This window comes from Halomonas sp. ATBC28 (genome assembly GCF_005937175.1).
In the GTDB taxonomy this organism is placed as follows: Bacteria; Pseudomonadota; Gammaproteobacteria; order Pseudomonadales; family Halomonadaceae; genus Vreelandella; species Vreelandella titanicae.
Genome location: NZ_VCQL01000002.1, coordinates 142,967 through 161,750 on the forward strand (window position 1 = coordinate 142,967; position 18,784 = coordinate 161,750).

An 18,784-nucleotide genomic window follows, 5' to 3' on the forward strand; every position below is an offset into this window, starting at 1 on the left:
ATTACGCCCTGAGGGTCGCATCAATTGCTGAAAATGACAGCGGCTCAAAACCCAAACCCGGTGAGATTTCGCTGGCCCACCACGGCGTGCTGTTCTTGGATGAGCTGCCGGAGTTTTCCCGCCATGTGCTAGAGGTACTTCGGCAACCGCTGGAAACCGGCGAGATTCATCTCGCACGCGCCAGTCATGAACGTCGCTACCCTGCTCAATTTCAGTTAGTAGCCGCAATGAATCCCTGCCCCTGCGGCCACTTGGGCGACCCACGCCAGCGCTGTCAGTGTACCGCCAGCCAAATCCAGCGTTATCAAGCACGGCTTTCCGGGCCATTGCTAGACCGTATCGATCTGCAAGTGGAAGTGCCCGCGCTGCCGCCAGAGCAGCTCACCGCACAAACCCAAGGCGAGTCGTCAGAAGCCGTGCGCGAGCGGGTGATGGCCGCCCGAGAACGCCAAATGGCCCGTGGCGCGCTGAATAGCCAGCTAAGCGGCAAAGCCCTGGAAGCCGCCTGCGCGCTTAACGATGAAGAGCGCGCCTGGCTCGCGGGCGTGCTGGAAAAGCTCAAGCTCTCCGCCCGCGCCTATCACCGCGTACTACGTGTAGCCCTGACCCTTGCCGACCTTCAGGGCGAACCCAAACCCACCCAGCCGCATCTAATTGAGGCGATTGGATACCGACAGCTGGATCGGATGCTAAAAGGGACTTAGCATTGAAATAGTCGATTACCACTCATAAAGGGAGGTGACAAAATGGCAAAACTTCCTAATATCCATCCCGGTGAAATTTTGTACGAAGATTTCATGCAGCCAATGGCGCTGAGTAAAAATGCGCTGGCTAAGCAGATGGGCGTCCCAGCGACCCGCATTGGTGAAATCACCTTGGGCCGCCGAGCGATTACGGCAGATACTGACTTACGTCTAGCCAAGGTCTTCGGCACAAGCGAAGGTTACTGGCTTCGTTTGCAGAATGCCTACGACCTAGAAGAAGCCCGCCGTCACCAAGTGGCATGAACAATTCTCTCATTTAACGACTCGAGCAACCGTACCTACATTGAAGTCATCGGCTACCGCCAGCTGGATCGGATGCTAAAGGGGGCGTAAGCCCCCGAAAGCCACTGGGCGGTTAGTGCGTGGCGGCCAGTGAATCCACTAGGCGTTGACACAGCGCATCCAGCTTCTGCCCCGTGGTTTCATCATGTAACGCGCCACTATCATTGAAGGCGCTGCCCGCTTTCGCCAGCGACAATGGCTGTGGCAGCACGACCAACCCCAGATTGGCTAACAGTTGCTGACCAAGCGGTAGCGCACGGATGCCACCTAGCCCACCAGGGGAAGCCGCCACCAGCGCTGCCCACTTACCGGCAAATAACTTGAGCCCCGGCGTATCCTGATAGGGACGTGATAGCCAGTCCAGTGTGTTTTTCAGCAGCGACGTGATAAAGCCGTTGTACTCCGGCGAAGCGATCATCACCGCTTGGTGATCCGCCAGAATCTCACGCAGCTTCAGCACATTCTCCGGCACGCCCCGGGCTTCAATATCTTCATCAAACAGTGGGCAGGGATAATCTTTTAAATCGATAAAGGTTGCTTCCCCGCCAAGCGCCTCAATACGCTTGGCGGCCAGCTTGGCTAGCTGCTTGTTCAGTGACGCTTCTCGGGCACTGCCTGCAAAGACCAGTACCTTTTTGACCGATGATCCCATTGCCATTTCCTCTTTGAATAATGTATTTGAAAGCCACACCATTTATTAATATTTACGCCCGTTGAGCAAGACGTATTTTACGACTCAGGGCCAGACTCGACGTGAAACCCTGCTGCCATTAAAACGTCTGCACTTTGTCATTCAACTATCACTATTACGGATGAAAATTAGCAAAAGCTGCACCTGCCCTAATTTTTCCTCCGAAATGGTGAAATAGTGATGACAAAGCCGTTACTAGCGACTGCTCTACTCGCCTTTGCGTTTACCAGTGCGGCACACGCCCAGCAGAGTTTTCCCGCCACATTGTCCGGCCATGCCCAGCTACCCGGCAGCACCTTTGTGGCAGCTCCTTCCGGTGCCGCTGAGCACTATAACGTCTCAGGCCGTTTTACTGGCCAAGAGGGCCGCGTTGAGCAGTTGTATACGAACATGCAAGCCACCGGCTTAGCGCTACCCTTCCCCAGCCAGCCTTTGCAGGGTTTTTCAGGTATTCGCTCACTTGGCAATGACCGTTTCCTGGTGTTGACCGATAACGGCTTTGGCTCCAAGGCGAACTCCTCCGACGTCATTCTGATGTTTAACATCATAAAGACTGACTGGGACACTGGGCGCGTCATCATCGAGGAAACCGTTCAACTATCGGATCCCAACCGCAAGGTGCCCTTCCCGATTATGAATGAAGCTACACCTGGTCGTTTTTTAACCGGAGCTGATTTCGATATTGAATCGATACAGCCGGTGGGCGATAGCTACTGGATTGGCGATGAGTTCGGCCCCTGGATTATCCAGGTCAATAATACGGGCGAAGTGCTGCAAGTGCTGGCCACCAATCCTGGTGGGACGCTGATGCGCTCCCCCGACAATGCCTTTGCCCTCACCCCGAACCCTGGCGCGCCTCTCGCTGATGATGTGAGAGTGTTTCGCTCCGGTGGCTACGAGGGCATGGCGCTCTCCGAAGACCAAACAACCCTTTACCCCTTATTGGAAAAGCCAGTCTGGGACAGCAACGCCAACGCCCCGGAAACGATTGATGGCACCCCCGTATTAAGAATGTTCGAGCTCCATACTGAAACCGGCGAATGGGGCGACGCAACCCGCTACTACCCCTTGGAGTCAGCGGATCATGCTATTGGCGATTTCAACCTCATTGGCGGAACTCGCGGCTTAATCATTGAGCGTGATAGCCGCCAAGGCGATCCGCGAGAAGAGTGGGCGGACAACCCTGCCGAGTTCAAACGCATCTATCTCGTCGATCTCAACCGCACAAATGAGCAGGGTGTGCTTGAGAAAATCGCCTATATCGACCTGATGAACATTCAGGATCCAGACGGCATCGCCCCCCGTGGCACGATCAACGACACCTTTAACTTTCCTTTTGTGACCATTGAGAACGTGGATCGTGTCGATGAGAGCACCATCGTGGTCGCCAATGACAACAACTACCCTTTCTCGATTGGCCGCCAGCAAGGCCGCGCCGATGATAATGAGCTAATACTGCTCGATGTAGAGGACTTCCTGAACGCCCAGTAATGTGAGCAAGCGTGGGGCCGGGGCGCTCAATTATGACCCTAGCCTCACGTTAAAACGTCAGCAATCTCTCGACAAATTCAGCCAATATGCTGGCGGACTTCCTGTAACTGGAGACGCAGGCTTTCTATCGGTTGCGCACCATTAATCAGCCATCTGTCTTCAACAATCAATGTCGGCACCGACTGAACTCCCAACTTGGACGCGAGGTGGTGATCCTTTTCCACCGCCTGCTGAGTTGTTTCCGAGAGCACGTCTAGATCATAACGAACCATGTCGAGCCCGATTTCTTCAGCCAGTGATCGCAGCACCTGGCTATCACCGATATTGCGGCTCTCCGTCAGGTGCGCGTACTGAACACGATCAAACATACGCCAGTGCCCTTGTTGACCTGCCTGCATTTCAGCCGCCTTACACGCCAGCGCGCCAGGCATCCCGTGAGGATACTCGAAGGTTTGAGCACGCATACCATCAATGTTGATACGCGGGGTATCCTCTGCGGCAACGCATTTTTCCCAATGACCGAGAATTGTTTCTTTGGCATCACCCATAGAGCCGAAGGCTTCAAGCATGGCTTCTCTACTTGCTTGAAGCGTAAAGCACTGGTGATGCACATCCAGGTTCAACTGCTTGGCAAGCGAGTGCAGCCGGGGAGAGAGAAGGTAACACCAACCGCAAACAACATCGTGCACAAACACCACCTTTAATGGATGCATGTCTCACCTCCCCCTCTAATCGTTGTGTGAACTGAGCGAACGCGCAATGGATGCCACGTGCTGACCCTGAAATTCAGCAATGCGCAGCTCTACCACCGACGGCTGCCGCGAGCCATCTGTCGCCGCCAAGGTTGATGCGCCATAGGGTGTGCCTCCGCTGATTTCGTCCATCGTCGTAAGGTCGGGGCAAGAATAAGGTACACCCACGATGACCATGCCGTGGTGTAACAAGGTGGTATGGAAGGACAATAGGGTGCTCTCTTGACCTCCATGCTGACTCGCGGTGGAAGTGAATGCTGCACCAACTTTGCCGATAAGCGCCCCCTTAGCCCAGAGTCCACCGGTTTGATCTAAGAAATTGCGCATCTGGGAGGCCATATTGCCAAAGCGAGTGGGCGTGCCGAAAATAATGGCATCGTAATCAGCCAGTTCACTCGGCTCGGCGATAGGCGCAGACTGATCCAATTTAGCCCCCGCCTTGAGGGCGACCTCTTCTGGCATCAGTTCTGGCACGCGCTTGATGGTCACTTCAGTGCCAGGGATGCTGGCCGCGCCTTTCGCTACAGCGTCAGCCATCGTCTCGATATGGCCATAGGTTGAATAATAAAGGACTAGTACCCGGGTCATCGTGATTCTCCATGCGTTGCTATTCGAATACGTTCTGAGTAGGCGATCTCGTCGACGCCATGAATCCCAGGATAAGCTTTGTTTAAATAGAGATAATCAGTAGTATTCGAAAATGATATTTTCCTTACTGGAAACAATGCATGGATAAGCTGACGGCAATGCGCACCTTTCGGCGAGTCGTAGAGCTGCAGAGCTTTTCTGCGGCCGCGAACGACCAGCGGCTCTCCAACGGCGCTGTGAGTAAACAGGTAGCGGAACTGGAGGCCAGCCTTGGGGTAACGCTGTTGACGCGTACCACCCGGCGGCTGAGCCTTACCGATGCGGGGCGGGCGTACTACGAACGCTGCGCCTGCATCCTCGACGACATTGAAGAAACCGAGCTAGCGTTGGGAGTTCACCAAGCAATCCCGCGGGGATCTCTTAAGATCAACTGCCCCATGTCGCTGGGGCTTTTGCATATCGCGCCTTTGATCCCCGTATTTGCCGAGCGCTACCCGGAAATCAACATCGAACTGGTTATGAATGACCGCCGCGTAGCGTTGGTGGAGGAAGGATTCGACGTCGCCTTACGTGCCGGTGACCCACTGGAAGATTCATCACTGATCGCACGCCGACTACAAAGCATTCATCGCGTATTGTGCGCCTCGCCAGGCTATCTCGAGCGATTCGGCGAACCGACAACACCTCAAGCACTTTCTGAGCATAAATGCCTGCTCTACAGCCTGGGCGCCGCACCGGAAGTGTGGCGCCTTGGCTATGCAGGGCAGACTATCGAACAGCGAGTGAAAGCAACCCTGACCGCCAATAGCAGCATCGCCCTGCGAGAAGCGCTGCTTGCGGGCATGGGCATTTCTCTAACCCCGACCTTCGTAGTCAGTGCGGATCTCAAGGCTGGGCGCTTGATTGAAATAATGCCGACATACCGCCCCCCTGAGCAAGGCCTCTATATTCTCTATCCAGCCAGCCGCTACCTCTCGCCAAAGGTACGCTGCTTTGTAGACTTCATGGTAAATCAGCTCGGCGGCACACCGCCCTGGGGGTAAAGCAGGGCTCATTGAGAGGGTAGAACAGGGCCCTAGATCCAGGGATGCCTCTAGGGTCTGGAATTGCCGACGTTATTTACTAACACTATCGACAAACCCATCTACAAAATTATCCAGCGCTTCAAACAGCACTTCACGAATGGGATCTGCCTCATTTACCAAGTGGTGGCGAGCTTCCGGGTGGCGGTGAATTTCGGCATTGGGAAACTTCTTCGCCAAAATCGCTAAATTCCACTCCCAATCAACGGTCAAATCCTGCTCGCCCTGGAGTATCAGGGTAGGCAGCGGGTTGGGCTCCTGGGCCAGTAGGCGAGGCATCCAGCGGCGCATGGCGCTCACCCAGGCAACGCTCAAACGCTCGGGCTGCAGCGGGTCACCCTCGCGTAGAAACTCGGTGAACTGCTCGTCGGTAGAGTTGGGGCGATATTTACGCGGCAACTCTTTTACAAACGGGCTGGCAATCAAGTGCAGCCAGCTGGTTTGGCTCCATCCCCAAGGCCGCACCAGGGGCGCCAGCAGCACCAAACCCGACCAGCCGGAAGCCCCACGACGGGTGAGTGCATCGGTAGCCAGAATCGCCCCACCGGTACTCTGGCCCACGCCTAACCACGGCTCAGGCGCCATGCCTTGGCTCTTTAGAGTCATCTGCAAGTGAGCCAGGCAGTGCTGATAATCATCGAAATCTTCTATTGCCGCCCGCGCACCGCTGGAAAGGCCGTGGCCGGGAAGATCCCACAGCACCACTCGCCAGCCCTTAGCCAGCAGGCGTTCAAGCAAATGGCGATATAACCCCATATGATCGAAATAGCCATGTACCACAAAGGCAGTGCCCACCGGCTGCGGGGGGCTCCACACTTGGCACCACAGCGCAAAGCGCCCCGTATCGATAAAGCCTGCATGCACTTCACTGGTATCTAACAGCAGTGCTTCCAAGCCATAGTGGTGGAAATAGTCTTGCATGGCGTTTGCCAATACTTCCCCAGGCAACAGGCGGCTAAGGGCGGTATCGCCCGAGGCGTGGCGAAACAAGCCTTCCAGATGTTGGAAATCACTCATCGATGTTTCTCCATAACGCCATTGTCCTTTGACCTAGGCACGGCTGATGTTTCGCGCTTTCAGAACCAAATGCCTAGTCATTTGGTCGAGCATTTTAGCGCATTAGGGTCTACGCTGTTTACATGCCCGGCCAGGTGTGGAATTATTTTCCATAAATACATTTTACGCTGACCGTAGCAAACACATCACCCACTGGCATCCTCACAGGAGAAACCCCATGAGCGAGCGTATCACGCGCCACCGTTTACAGGTGGCAGCCGATCTAGATCGTTTTATAAATGAGCAGGCGCTACCGGGAACAGGTGTTGATGAAAACGCCTTTTGGGCCGGTGTGGATGCCCTGTTTCATGATTTGACCCCTAAAAATCGTCAATTGCTCGAAGAGCGCGACACGCTGCAAGAGAAGCTAGATGCATGGCACCGGGAAAACCCCGGCCCGGTCACCGATATGCCGGGATACCGTCGCTTCCTGAAAGAGGTTGGCTACCTGGCAGAAGCGCCGGCTAACGTAAAAGCGACCACCGCCAACGTTGACCGTGAAGTTGCCGTTCAGGCAGGCCCGCAGTTGGTTGTGCCGGTGAGCAACGCACGCTATGCGCTGAACGCGGCGAACGCCCGCTGGGGCAGCCTTTACGACGCCCTGTACGGCACCGATGCGATTTCCGAAGAGGATGGCGCGGAGAAAGGCACCAGCTTTAACCCGAAACGCGGCGCCAAAGTGATTGCCTACGCCCGTGGCGTGCTTGACCGCGCGGCACCGCTGGCGACTGGCTCGCACCGGGATGCGGTGAACTACGCCATTCGTGATGAGCACTTGGTAGTAACGCTGGAAGGTGGTCGTGAAACCGGCTTGAAGGATTCCGGCAAGCTGATCGGTTTTAACGGCGAAGCGGCGAAACCCGACGCGATTCTGTTGGGGAACAACGGCCTGCACCTGGAAATCCAGATCGACCCTAACGACGCCATCGGCAAAACCGACCCGGCAGGCGTTAAAGATGTCGTGGTGGAAGCCGCCCTGACCGCCATCATGGATTGCGAAGACTCCGTTGCCGCAGTGGATTCAGAAGACAAGGTGGGCGTTTACAGTAACTGGCTGGGCCTGATGAAGGGCGATCTGGAAGAGAAGATCGAAAAAGGCGGCAAGACGTTTACCCGCAAGCTGAACGCCGACCGAACCTGGCAAACCACCGATGGCAGCAGCGTCACGCTACCCGGCCGTTCGCTGATGTTCGTGCGCAATGTGGGTCACTTAATGACCACACCGGCGATTTTGGATGAGAACGGTAACGAGCTGCCGGAAGGTATCCTTGATGCCGTGGTTACCTCGCTGCTCGCGTTGCATGATCTGAAGAAAGACGCTGACCAGCCGCGCAACTCGCGCACTGGCTCTGTTTATATCGTCAAGCCGAAGATGCACGGCCCTAAAGAAGTTGCCTTCGCCAACGAGCTGTTTAGCCGCGTTGAAGACATTTTGGGCATGAACCGCGACACCCTGAAAATGGGTATCATGGACGAAGAGCGTCGCACCACCGTTAACCTCAAGGCGTGTATCGCTGAAGCGGCTTCACGGGTGGCATTTATCAACACCGGCTTCCTCGACCGTACCGGCGACGAAATGCATACCGCCATGGAAGCGGGTCCCATGGTGCGCAAGGGCGACATGAAAAGCGCCGCTTGGATTCAGGCCTACGAGAAGAGCAACGTGCAAGTGGGCCTTGCCTGCGGCCTTCGCGGTCGTGCCCAGATTGGTAAAGGCATGTGGGCCATGCCTGACCTGATGCACAACATGCTAGAGCAGAAAATCGGCCATCCGAAAGCGGGTGCCAACACGGCTTGGGTGCCTTCACCTACGGCCGCTGCGCTTCACGCGCTGCACTATCATCAGGTCAACGTCACCGACGTTCAGCGCGAGCTGGAAGCGTTGGGTGAGCCCGACTACCTGGACGACCTACTCACCGTGCCAGTAGCGGAAAACGCCAACTGGTCAGATGAAGAGAAGCAGCAGGAGCTGGATAACAACTGCCAGGGTATTCTCGGCTACGTAGTTCGCTGGGTAGAGCACGGCGTCGGTTGCTCGAAAGTGCCGGATATCCACAACGTAGGCCTGATGGAAGACCGCGCCACGCTGCGTATCTCCAGCCAGCACATTGCCAACTGGCTACACCACGGCATTGTCGATGCACCGCGAGTGGAAGAGACCCTCAAGCGCATGGCCAAGGTAGTCGACGAGCAGAACGCTGGCGACCCCACCTACACCGCCATGAGCGCCAATTTTGAAGGCTCCACGGCTTTCAAAGCCGCCTCCGACCTGATCTTCAAAGGCCGCGTACAGCCTTCCGGCTACACCGAGCCGCTACTGCACGAGTGGCGTCAGGTGCATAAGGCCCAGGTGCATAAGGCATAGTAAGTTCGTTTTATGGTGTAATCAGCCTCGAGGTTCATCCCTCGGGGCTTTTTTATAAAGGAAAACAACAATGACCGTAATGACTGCCGAGCAAATCGAACACTTTTTAGACGAAGTGTTTCCCCAGCGGATGGGCAAGATAGAGAGCGTGGGCGAAATGACGGCCACCCTGCGCTTGAAGATAGGCAACGAGCATCTGCGACCCGGTCCACGGGTTTCCGGGCCCACCATGATGGGCTTTGCGGATGTAGCTATGTACGTGGCGATATTGGCGCAGATTGGCCCCGAACCCATGGCCGTGACCAGCGACTTAAACTGCCACTTCCTCCGCGCAGCCTCAGGTGATCATGACATTATCGCCCACGCCAAGCTGATCAAACTCGGCCGCCGCTTAGCAGTGGGCGAAGTTCAACTCTTCTCAGTCAGCGACGAAACGCGCCCTGTGGTGCATGTCACCGCCAGCTATGCGTTGCCCGAAAAGCCCTGATGACGTTTCATCGTGAACCACCCCGCGTCAGGCCATCAAGTTTCAGCATTAGGAAGTTGGTCGATCATTCGGTCAAGAGTTATGGGGTACTCACGCACCCGAACGCCGGTGGCGTTATAGACCGCGTTGGCGATAGCCGCCACCACGCCGCAGATGCCAAGCTCACCGACCCCCTTGGCTTTTAAGGGCGATGAAGACGCATCCTTAGTATCCAGAAAAATAACCTCCTGCTCGGGGATATCGGCGTGAACCGCCACCTCGTAACTGGCAAGGTCGTGATTAACAAAGAAACCGCGTTCAAGGTCAGCGGTTAGCCCCTCCGACAAAGCAGCACCCACGCCCATCGTCATACCGCCGAGCACTTGGCTACGTGCGGTGACCGGATTCAGGATGCGGCCCGCATCACACACCGCGAGCATACGCCGAACACGTGTTTCGCCGGTATAGGCATGCACCCCTACCTCGATGAAATGCGCACCAAAGGTGGCAATCTGCATATCGTCCTTAAAGTCGCCAAAGTGGATCGTATCTTCGGCGACGAGCTCTTCGCCATCTGCCACATCGGCAAGCGCCAAGTCAGTATCGTCGGCTAGAACGCGGCTGTTTTCAAAATGCGGCTTTTCAACTCCCAAGCGCTTGGCTATCTGCTCTTGAAGCGCCACACAGGCGGCGTACACACCGGCGGTAGAACTAGTAGCGCCAAACTGCCCGCCCGATCCGGAAGAAGTGGGATAGGCACTGTTGCCAAGCCGAATCTCCACGTCCTCCATGGCCACCCCCATTGTCTCCGCGGCTGTCTGAGCGAGAATGGTGTAGGAGCCAGTGCCGATATCGGTCATATCGATCTCAACGATCAGTCGCCCGCCCTGCAAACGCACGCGTGCTCCCGAATCCAACGTGGGCGCTCCGCGATAGGCCCCTGCCATACCGTGACCGATCAACCACTCTCCTTCGCGTTTCTCCCCAGGCGTGCGGTTACGCGCCTCCCAGCCAAAGGCTGCTGCGCCTTGGCGTAAACACTCAACATAATGACGTTCGCTAAAGGGCTTCGAGGGATCTTCTGGGTCGACTTGGGTGTCGTTGAGTATCCGGAACTCAACGGGATCCATCCCCAGCTTCTGCGCCATTTCATCCATGGCAATTTCCAGCACGGCAAGCCCTGAGGCCTCGCCAGGGGCGCGCATATCCGCTGACTCGGGAAGGTTCATGTCGATAGGCTGATGAGCAACGCGACGACTCGCACCGGCATAAAAAGTGCGGGTTTGACTGACCGGGTTCTCGCCACTGCCGCCGGGCAGGGTATGCGACACCGCGGCATGATCGAAAGCGGTTATCTTGCCCTGGGCATCGGCGGCGATTCGCAGTCGCTGAATGGTGCCAGAGCGATGGGTCGCATTGTTGAACACCAGCGGGCGAGGTAAAGCCAGCTTGACCGGCCGCCCTGAGGCCCGCGAGCCGAGTGCGGCGAGTACCGCGTCAGCGCGCAGCCACAGTTTCCCGCCAAAGCCACCGCCTACGTAGGGGCTCTCTACGCGAATCGTGTCAGGATCGATATTGAAGGTCGTGGCTAATGCCTGCCGATTCATTTCGATCATCTGGTTCGACGTCCACACTGTCATCTGACCACCATCAGACCAATCGACGATCGACGCGTGGGGCTCCATCATGGCGTGGCTTTGAGAAGCGGTGCGATAAACTTCATCCAGCGTGAAGGCCGCGGTTTGAAACGCCGCGTCAACGTCCCCCACATCTGAAAGCGGTTCGCCGGTGCTATCTGGCTGTTTCCAGGTCTCCTCAAGATCAAAGAAGCCCTTCTCTTGTTGATAGCTAACATCGATCAACGCCGCGGCGCTACGCGCCTGCTCCAGGGTATCCGCCACCACTACCGCGATCGCCTGATGGTAGTGGGCAATCTTATCGCCACCGAACAGACGGGCAACGTTGTTTTCCGAGCGATCAAGTGGCTCAATCTCTAGCGTCGTTACCACTGACACAACGCCCGGTGCCGCACGGGCAGCCGATGCATCCATATGGGTAATTCGCCCCTTGGCAATGGTCGCGCACAGGGGATAACCCACCAGTTGGTTTGCCGCAACGTCGTGACGCTCGTAAGCATAGGGCGCACGGCCCATCACCTTAAGCGTGCCGTCGATTCGCGCATGGGGTTTGCCGACAATACGGGCACGATCAAACAGGTTATTTTCGGTGGATTGATTAAAGTCCATGGGTCACTCCTGAGCCAACAGCGCGGCAAGCGTTCGCTCTACCAGGGTAAGCTTATAAGCGTTTTCTTGCGTCGGGCGGGCGCCGTCCAGTAATTGGTTCATGACCGCTGATGCTCCCTGCGGCAGCGCCGCATCGGCATCATCACGGCGCCAAGGCTTGGGGGCCACGCCGCCAAGCGCGACACGGCCTTTGCCATCCGCCGTTTGGATAAGCGCAACGGAGACCAGCGCGAAGGCGTAAGAGGCTCGGTCACGCACCTTAAAATAGGCGTGGCGGCCTCCAACAGGCGCGGGCAGCACAACACCGGTAATCATCTCGCCCGGCGCCAGCGTGTTTTCAACCTCTGGGGTGTCGCCAGGTAGTTGGTAAAGCTCATCCAGCGACTGGTATCGCGTCTCCCCGCTCGGCGTAACGGTTTCCACTTCGGCATCCAATACCCTGAGCGCAACGGCCATGTCCGATGGATGCGTGGCGATACACGCCGCTGACGTACCGATAACGCCCAGCCCACGGGAGTTGGCACCTTTGCCGAGTGCCGCACAGCCTGCCCCAGGCGAACGTTTGTTGCAGGGCATGCCGGTGTCGTAAAAGTAGGGGCAGCGGGTGCGCTGGAGCAGATTACCGCCGGTAGTGGCTTTGTTGCGCAGCTGGCCCGATGCGCCCGAGACAAGGGCTCGGCTGAGCACCGCATAATCACGACGAATTCGTGGGTCGGCGGCTAGCGCACTGTTACTCACCAATGCTCCCACACGCAAGCCGCCGCTGGGGGTGGGGGTAATGGCGTTGAGCCCGGTACCCGTTACATCAATCAGGTGTAGCGGGGTTTCAATCTCGTGCTTCATTAAATCAAGCAGGTTGGTGCCACCGGCAATAAATTTAGCGCCAGGCACTTCGGTGGCACGGGCGGCCGCCTGGGCGGGATCAGACACACGTTCATAGGAGAAGGCTCTCATGCGCGCTCCTCCGCCACCTGTTTAATGGCTTTTAGAATATTGGCGTAAGCGCCACAGCGACAAAGATTGCCTGACATGCGCTCGCGAATCTCGGCGTCGGTCACCTCAATAGGTGCAGTTAAATCCTTCGTTACATGGCTGGGCAGGTTCGCTCGAACTTCCTCTAGCACTGCCTTTGCCGAACAAATCTGGCCCGGCGTGCAGTAGCCGCACTGGAAGGCGTCATGATCGAGGAAAGCTTGCTGCATGGGATCAAGATGATCCGCTTCCCCTAATCCTTCGATGGTCGCCACGTCATCACCTTCATGCATCACCGCCAGCGTCAGGCAGGCGTTAATCCGTTCGCCATTCACCGACACCGTGCAAGCGCCGCACTGCCCGTGGTCACAGCCCTTCTTGGTGCCGGTGAGTTTTAAATGTTCACGCAAGGCATCCAGCAGCGTCGTTCGGTTATCCAGTTCAAGCTGGTGCCTTGCTCCATTGACCACTAAAGAGACGTTCGAGCGCTCCGCGCCATTCTGCGCGGTTTCGTGATGCCTTTCAGCGCTATTAGGTGGGTTCATAACTATGCGCCTTCCCTGCTCATTGCTGTCGTTTTATGAATGTCGTAACGACTTCAGCATAGTCATGATTGAGGAGAGCAACCCGGCTATTGGGTATAATGGTTTGAAAAAATCTATGGCACCCTCTGTACAAGCCGTTGCTACGCTAAGCTATACATTTTATACCCACGCCAAAAAAGCATGGGCGAGGCCTTACGTACGTCCGCTTTCGCAAAAAAGCGCCATCAGGTAACGAGCCTTAGGCGCACAGCATCACGGCGCCAGCGTCATGAACGGCTCATCTTGCTGATCGCTAAACGCGTAGACGTTATAGGGTTCATCCTGAGGTCCCGGCATACCAGGCGTGCCAATGGGCATACCCGCCAGGCCAATGCCGTCAATATCTGGCTGCTGCTTAAACAACGCCTGCACGGCTTCCATCGGAACATGGCCTTCGATCCAATACGCGCCCATCTCAATGGTATGGCACGATCCTAAACCATAGGGCACGCCAGCCTGCTGCTTGATATCACCCAGCTCTACGTCATCTACAATCGTCACTTCTACGCCAAGTTCTTCAAGATGGCGCGCATAAGCGTCACAGCAGCCACACTGGGGGTTTTTATACAGCGTGGCCTCGTCAGGCAGTGCCGCATGGGCAGAAGTCGCCCCCAGAACCAGAGCACCAGACAGGACTAGCGAGGTAGTTAAGCGGCTCATAAATAACCTCCTTGATGAAAACGGCGAAAAGATATTGGGTAACACGAAGCGACACTCAGCCATAAAAACGTCAGAAGCATGAAGCTTACAACCTATGTGTTGCCCCAAGGTCAAGGTGAGCGATGACGGCGCTGCGCTAGCAGAGCTACCACTCCCAGCGCCAACCAACCGGCCATCAACAGCAGTCCGCCAATGGGAGTGACAATGCCAAGATTCAGCCCTGCCAGCGCCATCAGGTAGAGCGAGCCTGAAAAGCAGCCCATGCCTAGTACCCACAGCGCCAGCACCCAGCGTTGTCCGGCAAGCGGCTGCACATGGCGCCATACCAGCATGATCATGATGGCAAGCGTGTGCCAAGCCTGATAGCGCACGCCGGTTTCAACCGCACTCACCATCGCTTCTGTGGTGCGCGCCGCCAGTCCATGGGCGGCATAGGCGCCTAGCATTACCATCATCGCGCCCGATAGCGCCGCGATACACCACCACACTTTATCTGTTCGCTGCACGCTGCTCTCCTACTCCTATTGTGGTTGGCATCCATCGCGCTGATTGCACCTACGGCTTACCTTGCGCGGTGTGAAACCGCTACAATAGAGAATGCCTTAGAGAACGAACTACCACGACGAATGAGACACGCCTATCTATGTCTATCCAGATACGTCTAAACGGTGAACCCCATACGCTGTCAACTGGCCTAACTGCGGCCGATTTAGTTGAACAGCTGGGCCTTAGCGGCCGTCGTATCGCCGTCGAAATTAACGAAGAGATCGTCCCCCGCAGCCAGCACGCAGACACCCGCCTGGTCGATGGCGACCAAGTAGAAGTTGTCCACGCGATTGGCGGCGGTTAGAGGAAACACTATGACCCAACAAACGCATGTAGCGCTAGCCGATACCCCGCTAACCATCGCCGGACGCGATTTTCAATCGCGCCTGCTGGTGGGAACAGGCAAGTACAAAGACTTTACCGAAACCGGCGCCGCCATTGCCCAAAGCGGCGCTGAAATTGTGACCTTTGCGGTACGCCGTACTAATTTAGGCCAGGACGCCGATGCGCCCAACCTATTAGACGCTATTTCCCCCGATCGCTACACCCTGCTGCCCAATACTGCCGGCTGTTACACCGCTAAAGATGCGGTGCGAACCTGCCGCCTGGCCCGCGAGCTGCTTGACGGTCATAACCTGGTCAAGCTGGAAGTGCTCGGCGACGATCACACGCTTTACCCCAACGTGGTCGAGACACTAAAAGCCGCTGAAACGCTGCTCGCCGATGGCTTTGACGTCATGGTGTACACCAGCGACGATCCTATTGTGGCACGCGAACTAGAAGCCATGGGCTGCTGCGCCATCATGCCGCTGGGCTCGCTGATCGGTTCTGGCCACGGCATTCAAAACCCACACAACGTGCGCTTGATTGTTGAACAGAGCAAGGTACCGGTACTCGTGGATGCGGGCATTGGCACCGCTTCTGATGCTGCCATGGCCATGGAGCTAGGCTGCGACGGCGTACTGCTTAATACCGCCATTGCCCACGCCCGCGAGCCGCTACGCATGGCCAACGCCATGAAGCTGGCCGTGGAGGCCGGCCGGGATGCGTTTTTAGCAGGCCGTATGCCGCGCCGCCAATCCGCCGATCCTTCTTCACCTTTCGCTGGCCGTATTAACGGTTAATTGATTCGAGACCCCATGACTGAACCCAACGATAGCGTACCCGAACGTCACGTCACGCCCGAAAGCAACGCCACTACAGGGCCGGAAGGTACGGATGCACCGCTGCACCGCCGCGGCATTAAAAGCTACGTGATCCGCGCGGGTCGTATGACCCAGGCCCAGAACCGTGGCTTAGAAGATATCTGGCCGCGTTTTGGCCTGACCATCGCAGACGGCCGCCAAGATTTGGACGCGCTGTTTGGCCGTCAGGCACCGCGGGTAGTGGAAATCGGTTTTGGCATGGGCAACTCGCTGATAGAACAGGCCGAGACTCACCCAGACACCGACTTTATCGGGATCGAAGTCCACGCTCCTGGCGTTGGCAAACTGCTCGATGAAGTTGATAAGCGCGGCCTGACTAACCTGCGCGTTTACCGCGAGGACGCCCTGGCAGTGCTCGAACAGTGCCTTCCCGAAGGCTCGCTGACCACGCTGCAGCTGTTCTTCCCCGACCCCTGGCCGAAGAAGAAGCACCACAAACGACGCATCGTACAGCCTGCCTTTGTTGAGCTGATTCGCACTCGCCTGATGCCTGGCGGCACCTTCCATATGGCCACCGACTGGGAAGCCTACGCGGAGTGGATGGCCGAGGTAATGGAAGCGGCCCCCGGTTATGCCAACACCGCCAGCGCAGAAACCGCCCCCTACGTGCCGCGCCCGGCCTTCCGACCGTTGACCAAGTTTGAAGCCCGCGGTGAAAAACTTGGTCACGGGGTTTGGGATTTGATCTACGAGCGGCGTGATTAACCTGCGCTATTCAAACGTGGTAAGCGCAAAGCTCTCGCCCTCCATCACCTTCGCCTGCCAGGCATGTAGCGTCGGGTAGCGGTTTTGCCAATCAAAGGCCGGTAGACGAAAGCTGATATACGCCAGCGCCACGGCAACGGTAATCGCCCCCAGGGTGCGCTGGGCACTGCCCGCCAGCACGCTGGGGTGCGCATTGAGTGTTATCAAAGTGCGTTCGATCGCTTTTAAACGGCGCTGCCCCAACAGCGTCGTATCCACTTCATTACCAGCATGCTTACGGCCGATCACCACATTAAAGGCGGCGTCCATCAAGCCCTGCCCCAACCCTGCCAGCGCCAGGGTTTCCGCTAATGTTTTACTGGGCATCAGAGACGGCCCTTCGCCCACTGCATCCAGATAGTGAGCAATCAACAGCGACTCGGTGAGTACATCGCCCTCGTCTGTGACCAGTGTTGGAATACGACTCAGCGGCGTAATCTGCAACAGTTCGCTATCTGCCGCCCAAGGGTCGCACCAGCAAAGCTCGGTGCGCTCAATCAGTTGCTTTTCATAGAGGCACACGCGCACAACGCGTGCATAGGGAGAAGAAGTATTTAAATAGAGCTGCATGACGGCCTCATGTTTATTTTAAAAAGATCGCTAAGCGACTTAAGGCTAGTCCAGTTTAGCGTTAACTACCCGATGCATGGTGCCACTTCCGCTTTCAAAAGCGTCGATATTCGCCAGCGTGGTCTCGGCGATATTAGTCAGCGCCTCGGCAGTGAAGAACGTTTGATGACCGGTGATCACGATTTGCGCGATGGCGTCAGCATCAATCAAATGGTGAGTCTCAGGCGTTAACGGGCAGTACCTTTTAATATGAGGCACTAGAAACGGGATGATGAATGATAGAGGGGTAGAAAAAAGAAAGCCGCTCCAATGGAGCGGCAAAAAGACCGTGACTAGCAATGAGAGGGAGAAACCATGACAGGAAACTGGCGGTTTCTGTCCTGGTTGCCAGCGTCTCATCAAACGCTGACAACCACAATGTAATAGTTCTCATTTACCGCGTCAATACAAATACGAATATTTTTTATTACCACTTGCTGATAGCAAAGATCGCACCCGCAGGAGATGAATAAGAAACTGGAACCCATAAAAAAGAAAGCCGCTCCATTGGAGCGGCAAAAAGACCGTGACTAGCAATGAGAGGGAGAAACCATGACAGTAAACTGGCGCTGATTCTGAAATCAACAGCTGTCCTGGTTGTCAGCGTCTCATCAAACGCTGACAACCACACTGTAATGGTTCTCATTTACCCCGTCAATACAAATGCGAATATCTTTTATTTAACTTTGCAGCCTCGCTGTCAACTAACCAGCTGTAGCCAAAAAGGCAGGGTGAGCATGGCCAATAGGGTTTGGCCCGTAATGATCGCCGCCATCAACTCGGCATCGCCACCCAGTTGGCGGGCTAGGATATACGCCGAGGTGGCGGTGGGCAGTGCTGCAAACAGCAGCGCTACGTCGCGGCTTACGGGATCCAGCTGCAAGATCCAGGTGAATGCCAATACCAGCGCGGGCATGAGCAGCAGTTTAACGCCATTGGTGGCCAGCACGCCGCGGTCAATGCGTAGCAGTGCCGCTGGGCGCAGCGCCACACCCACGGCCACCAACCCCAACGGCAGCGCCGCACGCCCCAGTAGCTCTACCGTATCTTGACTCCAGCCGGGCAAACCAACGTTCGTAAGGTTCAGGCCAATGCCCGTCAAGCAGGCAAGGATCAACGGGTTTTTAATCAGCGCCATGGCACTTTTACCTACGCTAGCACCGCCGAGTGTGCCAGCGGCGACAAAGCTGGCCACACACATCACGTTAACTACTGGCACCATTAGTGCCACGGCGACGGCTGCGGTGGTCGCTCCTAAGCTGCCGTGTAGCGCGGCGGCGCCAGCAACGCCCACATAGGTATTAAAACGTACCGCACCTTGAAATACCGACGTAAACGCCGCAGGCGTTAGCTGTAGCCAGCCACGTAAACGCCATAGCAGCAAGCCAAACAGCGCCATCGCGCCCAGCAGCACCAGCGCCAAGCGGCCGACCGGCACTTGGCTTACATCCGCAGTGGCCAAAGTGCTTACCAGCATGGCGGGAAACAGCACAAAGTAGATCAGCCGCTCCATCTGCGGCCAAAAGGTGTCGCTGGGCCAGCGCCAATAGCCAAGCACGGCACCCAGTAAGATCAACAGAAATAGTGGGCCTAAAGCGCCAGTGATACTCTCCATTTATGTCCCTTTTGCCTGCGACATCCCAGCACAGCGATATCGGTGCGATTACTGTTACCATGGCAA

The 18,784-nt window shown here is 56.5% G+C and carries 20 protein-coding genes and 1 pseudogene; 9 read left to right on the forward strand and 12 right to left on the reverse strand.

Annotation, left to right across the window (positions count from 1 at the left end; all coding sequences use genetic code 11):
• Nucleotides 1–41 precede the first annotated feature (41 nt).
• Together E0L35_RS02650 and E0L35_RS02655 are read left to right on the forward strand one after the other, a co-directional pair.
• A pseudogene (locus E0L35_RS02650) lies at nt 42–704 on the forward strand (ATP-binding protein); the annotation flags it as partial.
• Between the two features lie 42 nt (nt 705–746).
• Nucleotides 747–1,007 carry a HigA family addiction module antitoxin gene (locus E0L35_RS02655; RefSeq protein ID WP_041157294.1) on the forward strand — a complete coding sequence of 87 codons (261 nt, stop codon included), beginning with the start codon at nt 747–749 and terminating at the stop codon, nt 1,005–1,007.
• Nucleotides 1,008–1,119: 112 nt separating this feature from the next.
• Here E0L35_RS02655 and E0L35_RS02660 read toward each other — a convergent pair whose 3' ends face one another.
• Nucleotides 1,120–1,698 carry an NAD(P)H-dependent oxidoreductase gene (locus E0L35_RS02660; protein ID WP_249362078.1) on the reverse strand — a complete coding sequence of 193 codons (579 nt, stop codon included), beginning with the start codon at nt 1,696–1,698 and terminating at the stop codon, nt 1,120–1,122.
• A gap of 219 nt (nt 1,699–1,917) precedes the next feature.
• On the opposite strand from E0L35_RS02660, the gene E0L35_RS02665 reads away from it, so the two are divergent.
• The gene (locus E0L35_RS02665) at nt 1,918–3,228 is read left to right on the forward strand and encodes an esterase-like activity of phytase family protein (protein WP_022521277.1); all 1,311 of its coding nucleotides are present in this window, start codon (nt 1,918–1,920) and stop codon (nt 3,226–3,228) included.
• 77 nt (nt 3,229–3,305) lie between these two features.
• Here E0L35_RS02665 and E0L35_RS02670 read toward each other — a convergent pair whose 3' ends face one another.
• The gene (locus tag E0L35_RS02670) at nt 3,306–3,941 is read right to left on the reverse strand and encodes a DsbA family protein (RefSeq protein WP_022521276.1); all 636 of its coding nucleotides are present in this window, start codon (nt 3,939–3,941) and stop codon (nt 3,306–3,308) included.
• 15 nt (nt 3,942–3,956) lie between these two features.
• Nucleotides 3,957–4,568 carry an NAD(P)H:quinone oxidoreductase gene (gene wrbA / locus E0L35_RS02675; protein WP_009286201.1) on the reverse strand — a complete coding sequence of 204 codons (612 nt, stop codon included), beginning with the start codon at nt 4,566–4,568 and terminating at the stop codon, nt 3,957–3,959.
• A 140-nt stretch (nt 4,569–4,708) separates the two neighbouring features.
• Here wrbA and E0L35_RS02680 point away from each other — a divergent pair, with 140 nt between their 5' ends.
• Nucleotides 4,709–5,611, forward strand: coding sequence for a LysR family transcriptional regulator (locus E0L35_RS02680; RefSeq protein ID WP_009286202.1), 903 nt, complete (start codon nt 4,709–4,711; stop codon nt 5,609–5,611).
• 72 nt (nt 5,612–5,683) lie between these two features.
• Here the strand turns inward: E0L35_RS02680 and E0L35_RS02685 are convergent, their stop codons facing one another.
• The gene (locus E0L35_RS02685) at nt 5,684–6,667 is read right to left on the reverse strand and encodes an alpha/beta hydrolase (RefSeq protein ID WP_022521274.1); all 984 of its coding nucleotides are present in this window, start codon (nt 6,665–6,667) and stop codon (nt 5,684–5,686) included.
• Nucleotides 6,668–6,884: 217 nt separating this feature from the next.
• Between E0L35_RS02685 and E0L35_RS02690 the strand changes: the two genes are divergently transcribed.
• Together E0L35_RS02690 and E0L35_RS02695 are read left to right on the forward strand one after the other, a co-directional pair.
• Nucleotides 6,885–9,071 carry a malate synthase G gene (locus tag E0L35_RS02690; RefSeq protein WP_138799515.1) on the forward strand — a complete coding sequence of 729 codons (2,187 nt, stop codon included), beginning with the start codon at nt 6,885–6,887 and terminating at the stop codon, nt 9,069–9,071.
• Nucleotides 9,072–9,141: 70 nt separating this feature from the next.
• The gene (locus tag E0L35_RS02695; RefSeq protein WP_039857653.1) at nt 9,142–9,558 is read left to right on the forward strand and encodes a PaaI family thioesterase; all 417 of its coding nucleotides are present in this window, start codon (nt 9,142–9,144) and stop codon (nt 9,556–9,558) included.
• Between the two features lie 35 nt (nt 9,559–9,593).
• Here the strand turns inward: E0L35_RS02695 and paoC are convergent, their stop codons facing one another.
• The 5 genes from paoC to E0L35_RS02720 all read right to left on the reverse strand — a co-directional run bounded on the left by paoC (nt 9,594) and on the right by E0L35_RS02720 (nt 14,505).
• The gene (gene paoC, locus E0L35_RS02700; RefSeq protein ID WP_138799516.1) at nt 9,594–11,783 is read right to left on the reverse strand and encodes an aldehyde oxidoreductase molybdenum-binding subunit PaoC; all 2,190 of its coding nucleotides are present in this window, start codon (nt 11,781–11,783) and stop codon (nt 9,594–9,596) included.
• A gap of 3 nt (nt 11,784–11,786) precedes the next feature.
• Nucleotides 11,787–12,737: a xanthine dehydrogenase family protein subunit M gene (locus E0L35_RS02705; RefSeq protein ID WP_138799517.1), complete on the reverse strand. Its 951-nt coding sequence runs from the start codon at nt 12,735–12,737 to the stop codon at nt 11,787–11,789.
• Complete coding sequence (gene paoA, locus E0L35_RS02710) at nt 12,734–13,300, reverse strand: aldehyde dehydrogenase iron-sulfur subunit PaoA (RefSeq protein ID WP_138799518.1); 567 nt, start codon at nt 13,298–13,300, stop codon at nt 12,734–12,736. The genes E0L35_RS02705 and paoA overlap by 4 nt, the downstream gene beginning before the upstream one ends.
• A 252-nt stretch (nt 13,301–13,552) precedes the next feature.
• Entirely contained in the window at nt 13,553–13,999 is a 447-nt protein-coding gene (locus E0L35_RS02715) for a DUF411 domain-containing protein (RefSeq protein WP_138799519.1), read from the reverse strand.
• 110 nt (nt 14,000–14,109) lie between these two features.
• Nucleotides 14,110–14,505 carry a DUF423 domain-containing protein gene (locus E0L35_RS02720; protein ID WP_138799520.1) on the reverse strand — a complete coding sequence of 132 codons (396 nt, stop codon included), beginning with the start codon at nt 14,503–14,505 and terminating at the stop codon, nt 14,110–14,112.
• Nucleotides 14,506–14,642: 137 nt separating this feature from the next.
• Between E0L35_RS02720 and thiS the strand changes: the two genes are divergently transcribed.
• The 3 genes from thiS to trmB are packed head-to-tail and all read left to right on the forward strand — an operon-like array spanning nt 14,643 to nt 16,455.
• Complete coding sequence (gene thiS / locus E0L35_RS02725; RefSeq protein WP_088700159.1) at nt 14,643–14,849, forward strand: sulfur carrier protein ThiS; 207 nt, start codon at nt 14,643–14,645, stop codon at nt 14,847–14,849.
• Nucleotides 14,850–14,859: 10 nt separating this feature from the next.
• Complete coding sequence (locus E0L35_RS02730; protein WP_022521265.1) at nt 14,860–15,669, forward strand: thiazole synthase; 810 nt, start codon at nt 14,860–14,862, stop codon at nt 15,667–15,669.
• 15 nt (nt 15,670–15,684) lie between these two features.
• Nucleotides 15,685–16,455, forward strand: coding sequence for a tRNA (guanosine(46)-N7)-methyltransferase TrmB (gene trmB, locus E0L35_RS02735; RefSeq protein WP_138799521.1), 771 nt, complete (start codon nt 15,685–15,687; stop codon nt 16,453–16,455).
• 6 nt (nt 16,456–16,461) lie between these two features.
• Here the strand turns inward: trmB and E0L35_RS02740 are convergent, their stop codons facing one another.
• From E0L35_RS02740 to E0L35_RS02750, 3 genes are all read right to left on the reverse strand, one after another.
• Nucleotides 16,462–17,064, reverse strand: a complete 603-nt coding sequence (locus E0L35_RS02740; RefSeq protein WP_138799522.1) for a glutathione S-transferase N-terminal domain-containing protein — start codon at nt 17,062–17,064, stop codon at nt 16,462–16,464.
• A gap of 45 nt (nt 17,065–17,109) precedes the next feature.
• Nucleotides 17,110–17,274 (reverse strand): hypothetical protein, encoded by a 165-nt coding sequence (locus tag E0L35_RS02745; RefSeq protein ID WP_231500633.1) that lies wholly within the window; start codon nt 17,272–17,274, stop codon nt 17,110–17,112.
• Nucleotides 17,275–17,803: 529 nt separating this feature from the next.
• Nucleotides 17,804–18,718 (reverse strand): AEC family transporter, encoded by a 915-nt coding sequence (locus E0L35_RS02750; protein ID WP_022521262.1) that lies wholly within the window; start codon nt 18,716–18,718, stop codon nt 17,804–17,806.
• Nucleotides 18,719–18,784 lie beyond the last annotated feature (66 nt).

Coding starts and splice junctions, on each gene's coding strand:
- E0L35_RS02655 (WP_041157294.1), top strand. CDS start 747: ATGGCAAAACTTCCTAATATCCATCCCGGTGAAATTTTGTACGAAGAT.
- E0L35_RS02660 (WP_249362078.1), bottom strand. CDS start 1,698: ATGGGATCATCGGTCAAAAAGGTACTGGTCTTTGCAGGCAGTGCCCGA.
- E0L35_RS02665 (WP_022521277.1), top strand. CDS start 1,918: ATGACAAAGCCGTTACTAGCGACTGCTCTACTCGCCTTTGCGTTTACC.
- E0L35_RS02670 (WP_022521276.1), bottom strand. CDS start 3,941: ATGCATCCATTAAAGGTGGTGTTTGTGCACGATGTTGTTTGCGGTTGG.
- wrbA (WP_009286201.1), bottom strand. CDS start 4,568: ATGACCCGGGTACTAGTCCTTTATTATTCAACCTATGGCCATATCGAG.
- E0L35_RS02680 (WP_009286202.1), top strand. CDS start 4,709: ATGGATAAGCTGACGGCAATGCGCACCTTTCGGCGAGTCGTAGAGCTG.
- E0L35_RS02685 (WP_022521274.1), bottom strand. CDS start 6,667: ATGAGTGATTTCCAACATCTGGAAGGCTTGTTTCGCCACGCCTCGGGC.
- E0L35_RS02690 (WP_138799515.1), top strand. CDS start 6,885: ATGAGCGAGCGTATCACGCGCCACCGTTTACAGGTGGCAGCCGATCTA.
- E0L35_RS02695 (WP_039857653.1), top strand. CDS start 9,142: ATGACCGTAATGACTGCCGAGCAAATCGAACACTTTTTAGACGAAGTG.
- paoC (WP_138799516.1), bottom strand. CDS start 11,783: ATGGACTTTAATCAATCCACCGAAAATAACCTGTTTGATCGTGCCCGT.
- E0L35_RS02705 (WP_138799517.1), bottom strand. CDS start 12,737: ATGAGAGCCTTCTCCTATGAACGTGTGTCTGATCCCGCCCAGGCGGCC.
- paoA (WP_138799518.1), bottom strand. CDS start 13,300: ATGAACCCACCTAATAGCGCTGAAAGGCATCACGAAACCGCGCAGAAT.
- E0L35_RS02715 (WP_138799519.1), bottom strand. CDS start 13,999: ATGAGCCGCTTAACTACCTCGCTAGTCCTGTCTGGTGCTCTGGTTCTG.
- thiS (WP_088700159.1), top strand. CDS start 14,643: ATGTCTATCCAGATACGTCTAAACGGTGAACCCCATACGCTGTCAACT.
- E0L35_RS02730 (WP_022521265.1), top strand. CDS start 14,860: ATGACCCAACAAACGCATGTAGCGCTAGCCGATACCCCGCTAACCATC.
- trmB (WP_138799521.1), top strand. CDS start 15,685: ATGACTGAACCCAACGATAGCGTACCCGAACGTCACGTCACGCCCGAA.
- E0L35_RS02740 (WP_138799522.1), bottom strand. CDS start 17,064: ATGCAGCTCTATTTAAATACTTCTTCTCCCTATGCACGCGTTGTGCGC.
- E0L35_RS02750 (WP_022521262.1), bottom strand. CDS start 18,718: ATGGAGAGTATCACTGGCGCTTTAGGCCCACTATTTCTGTTGATCTTA.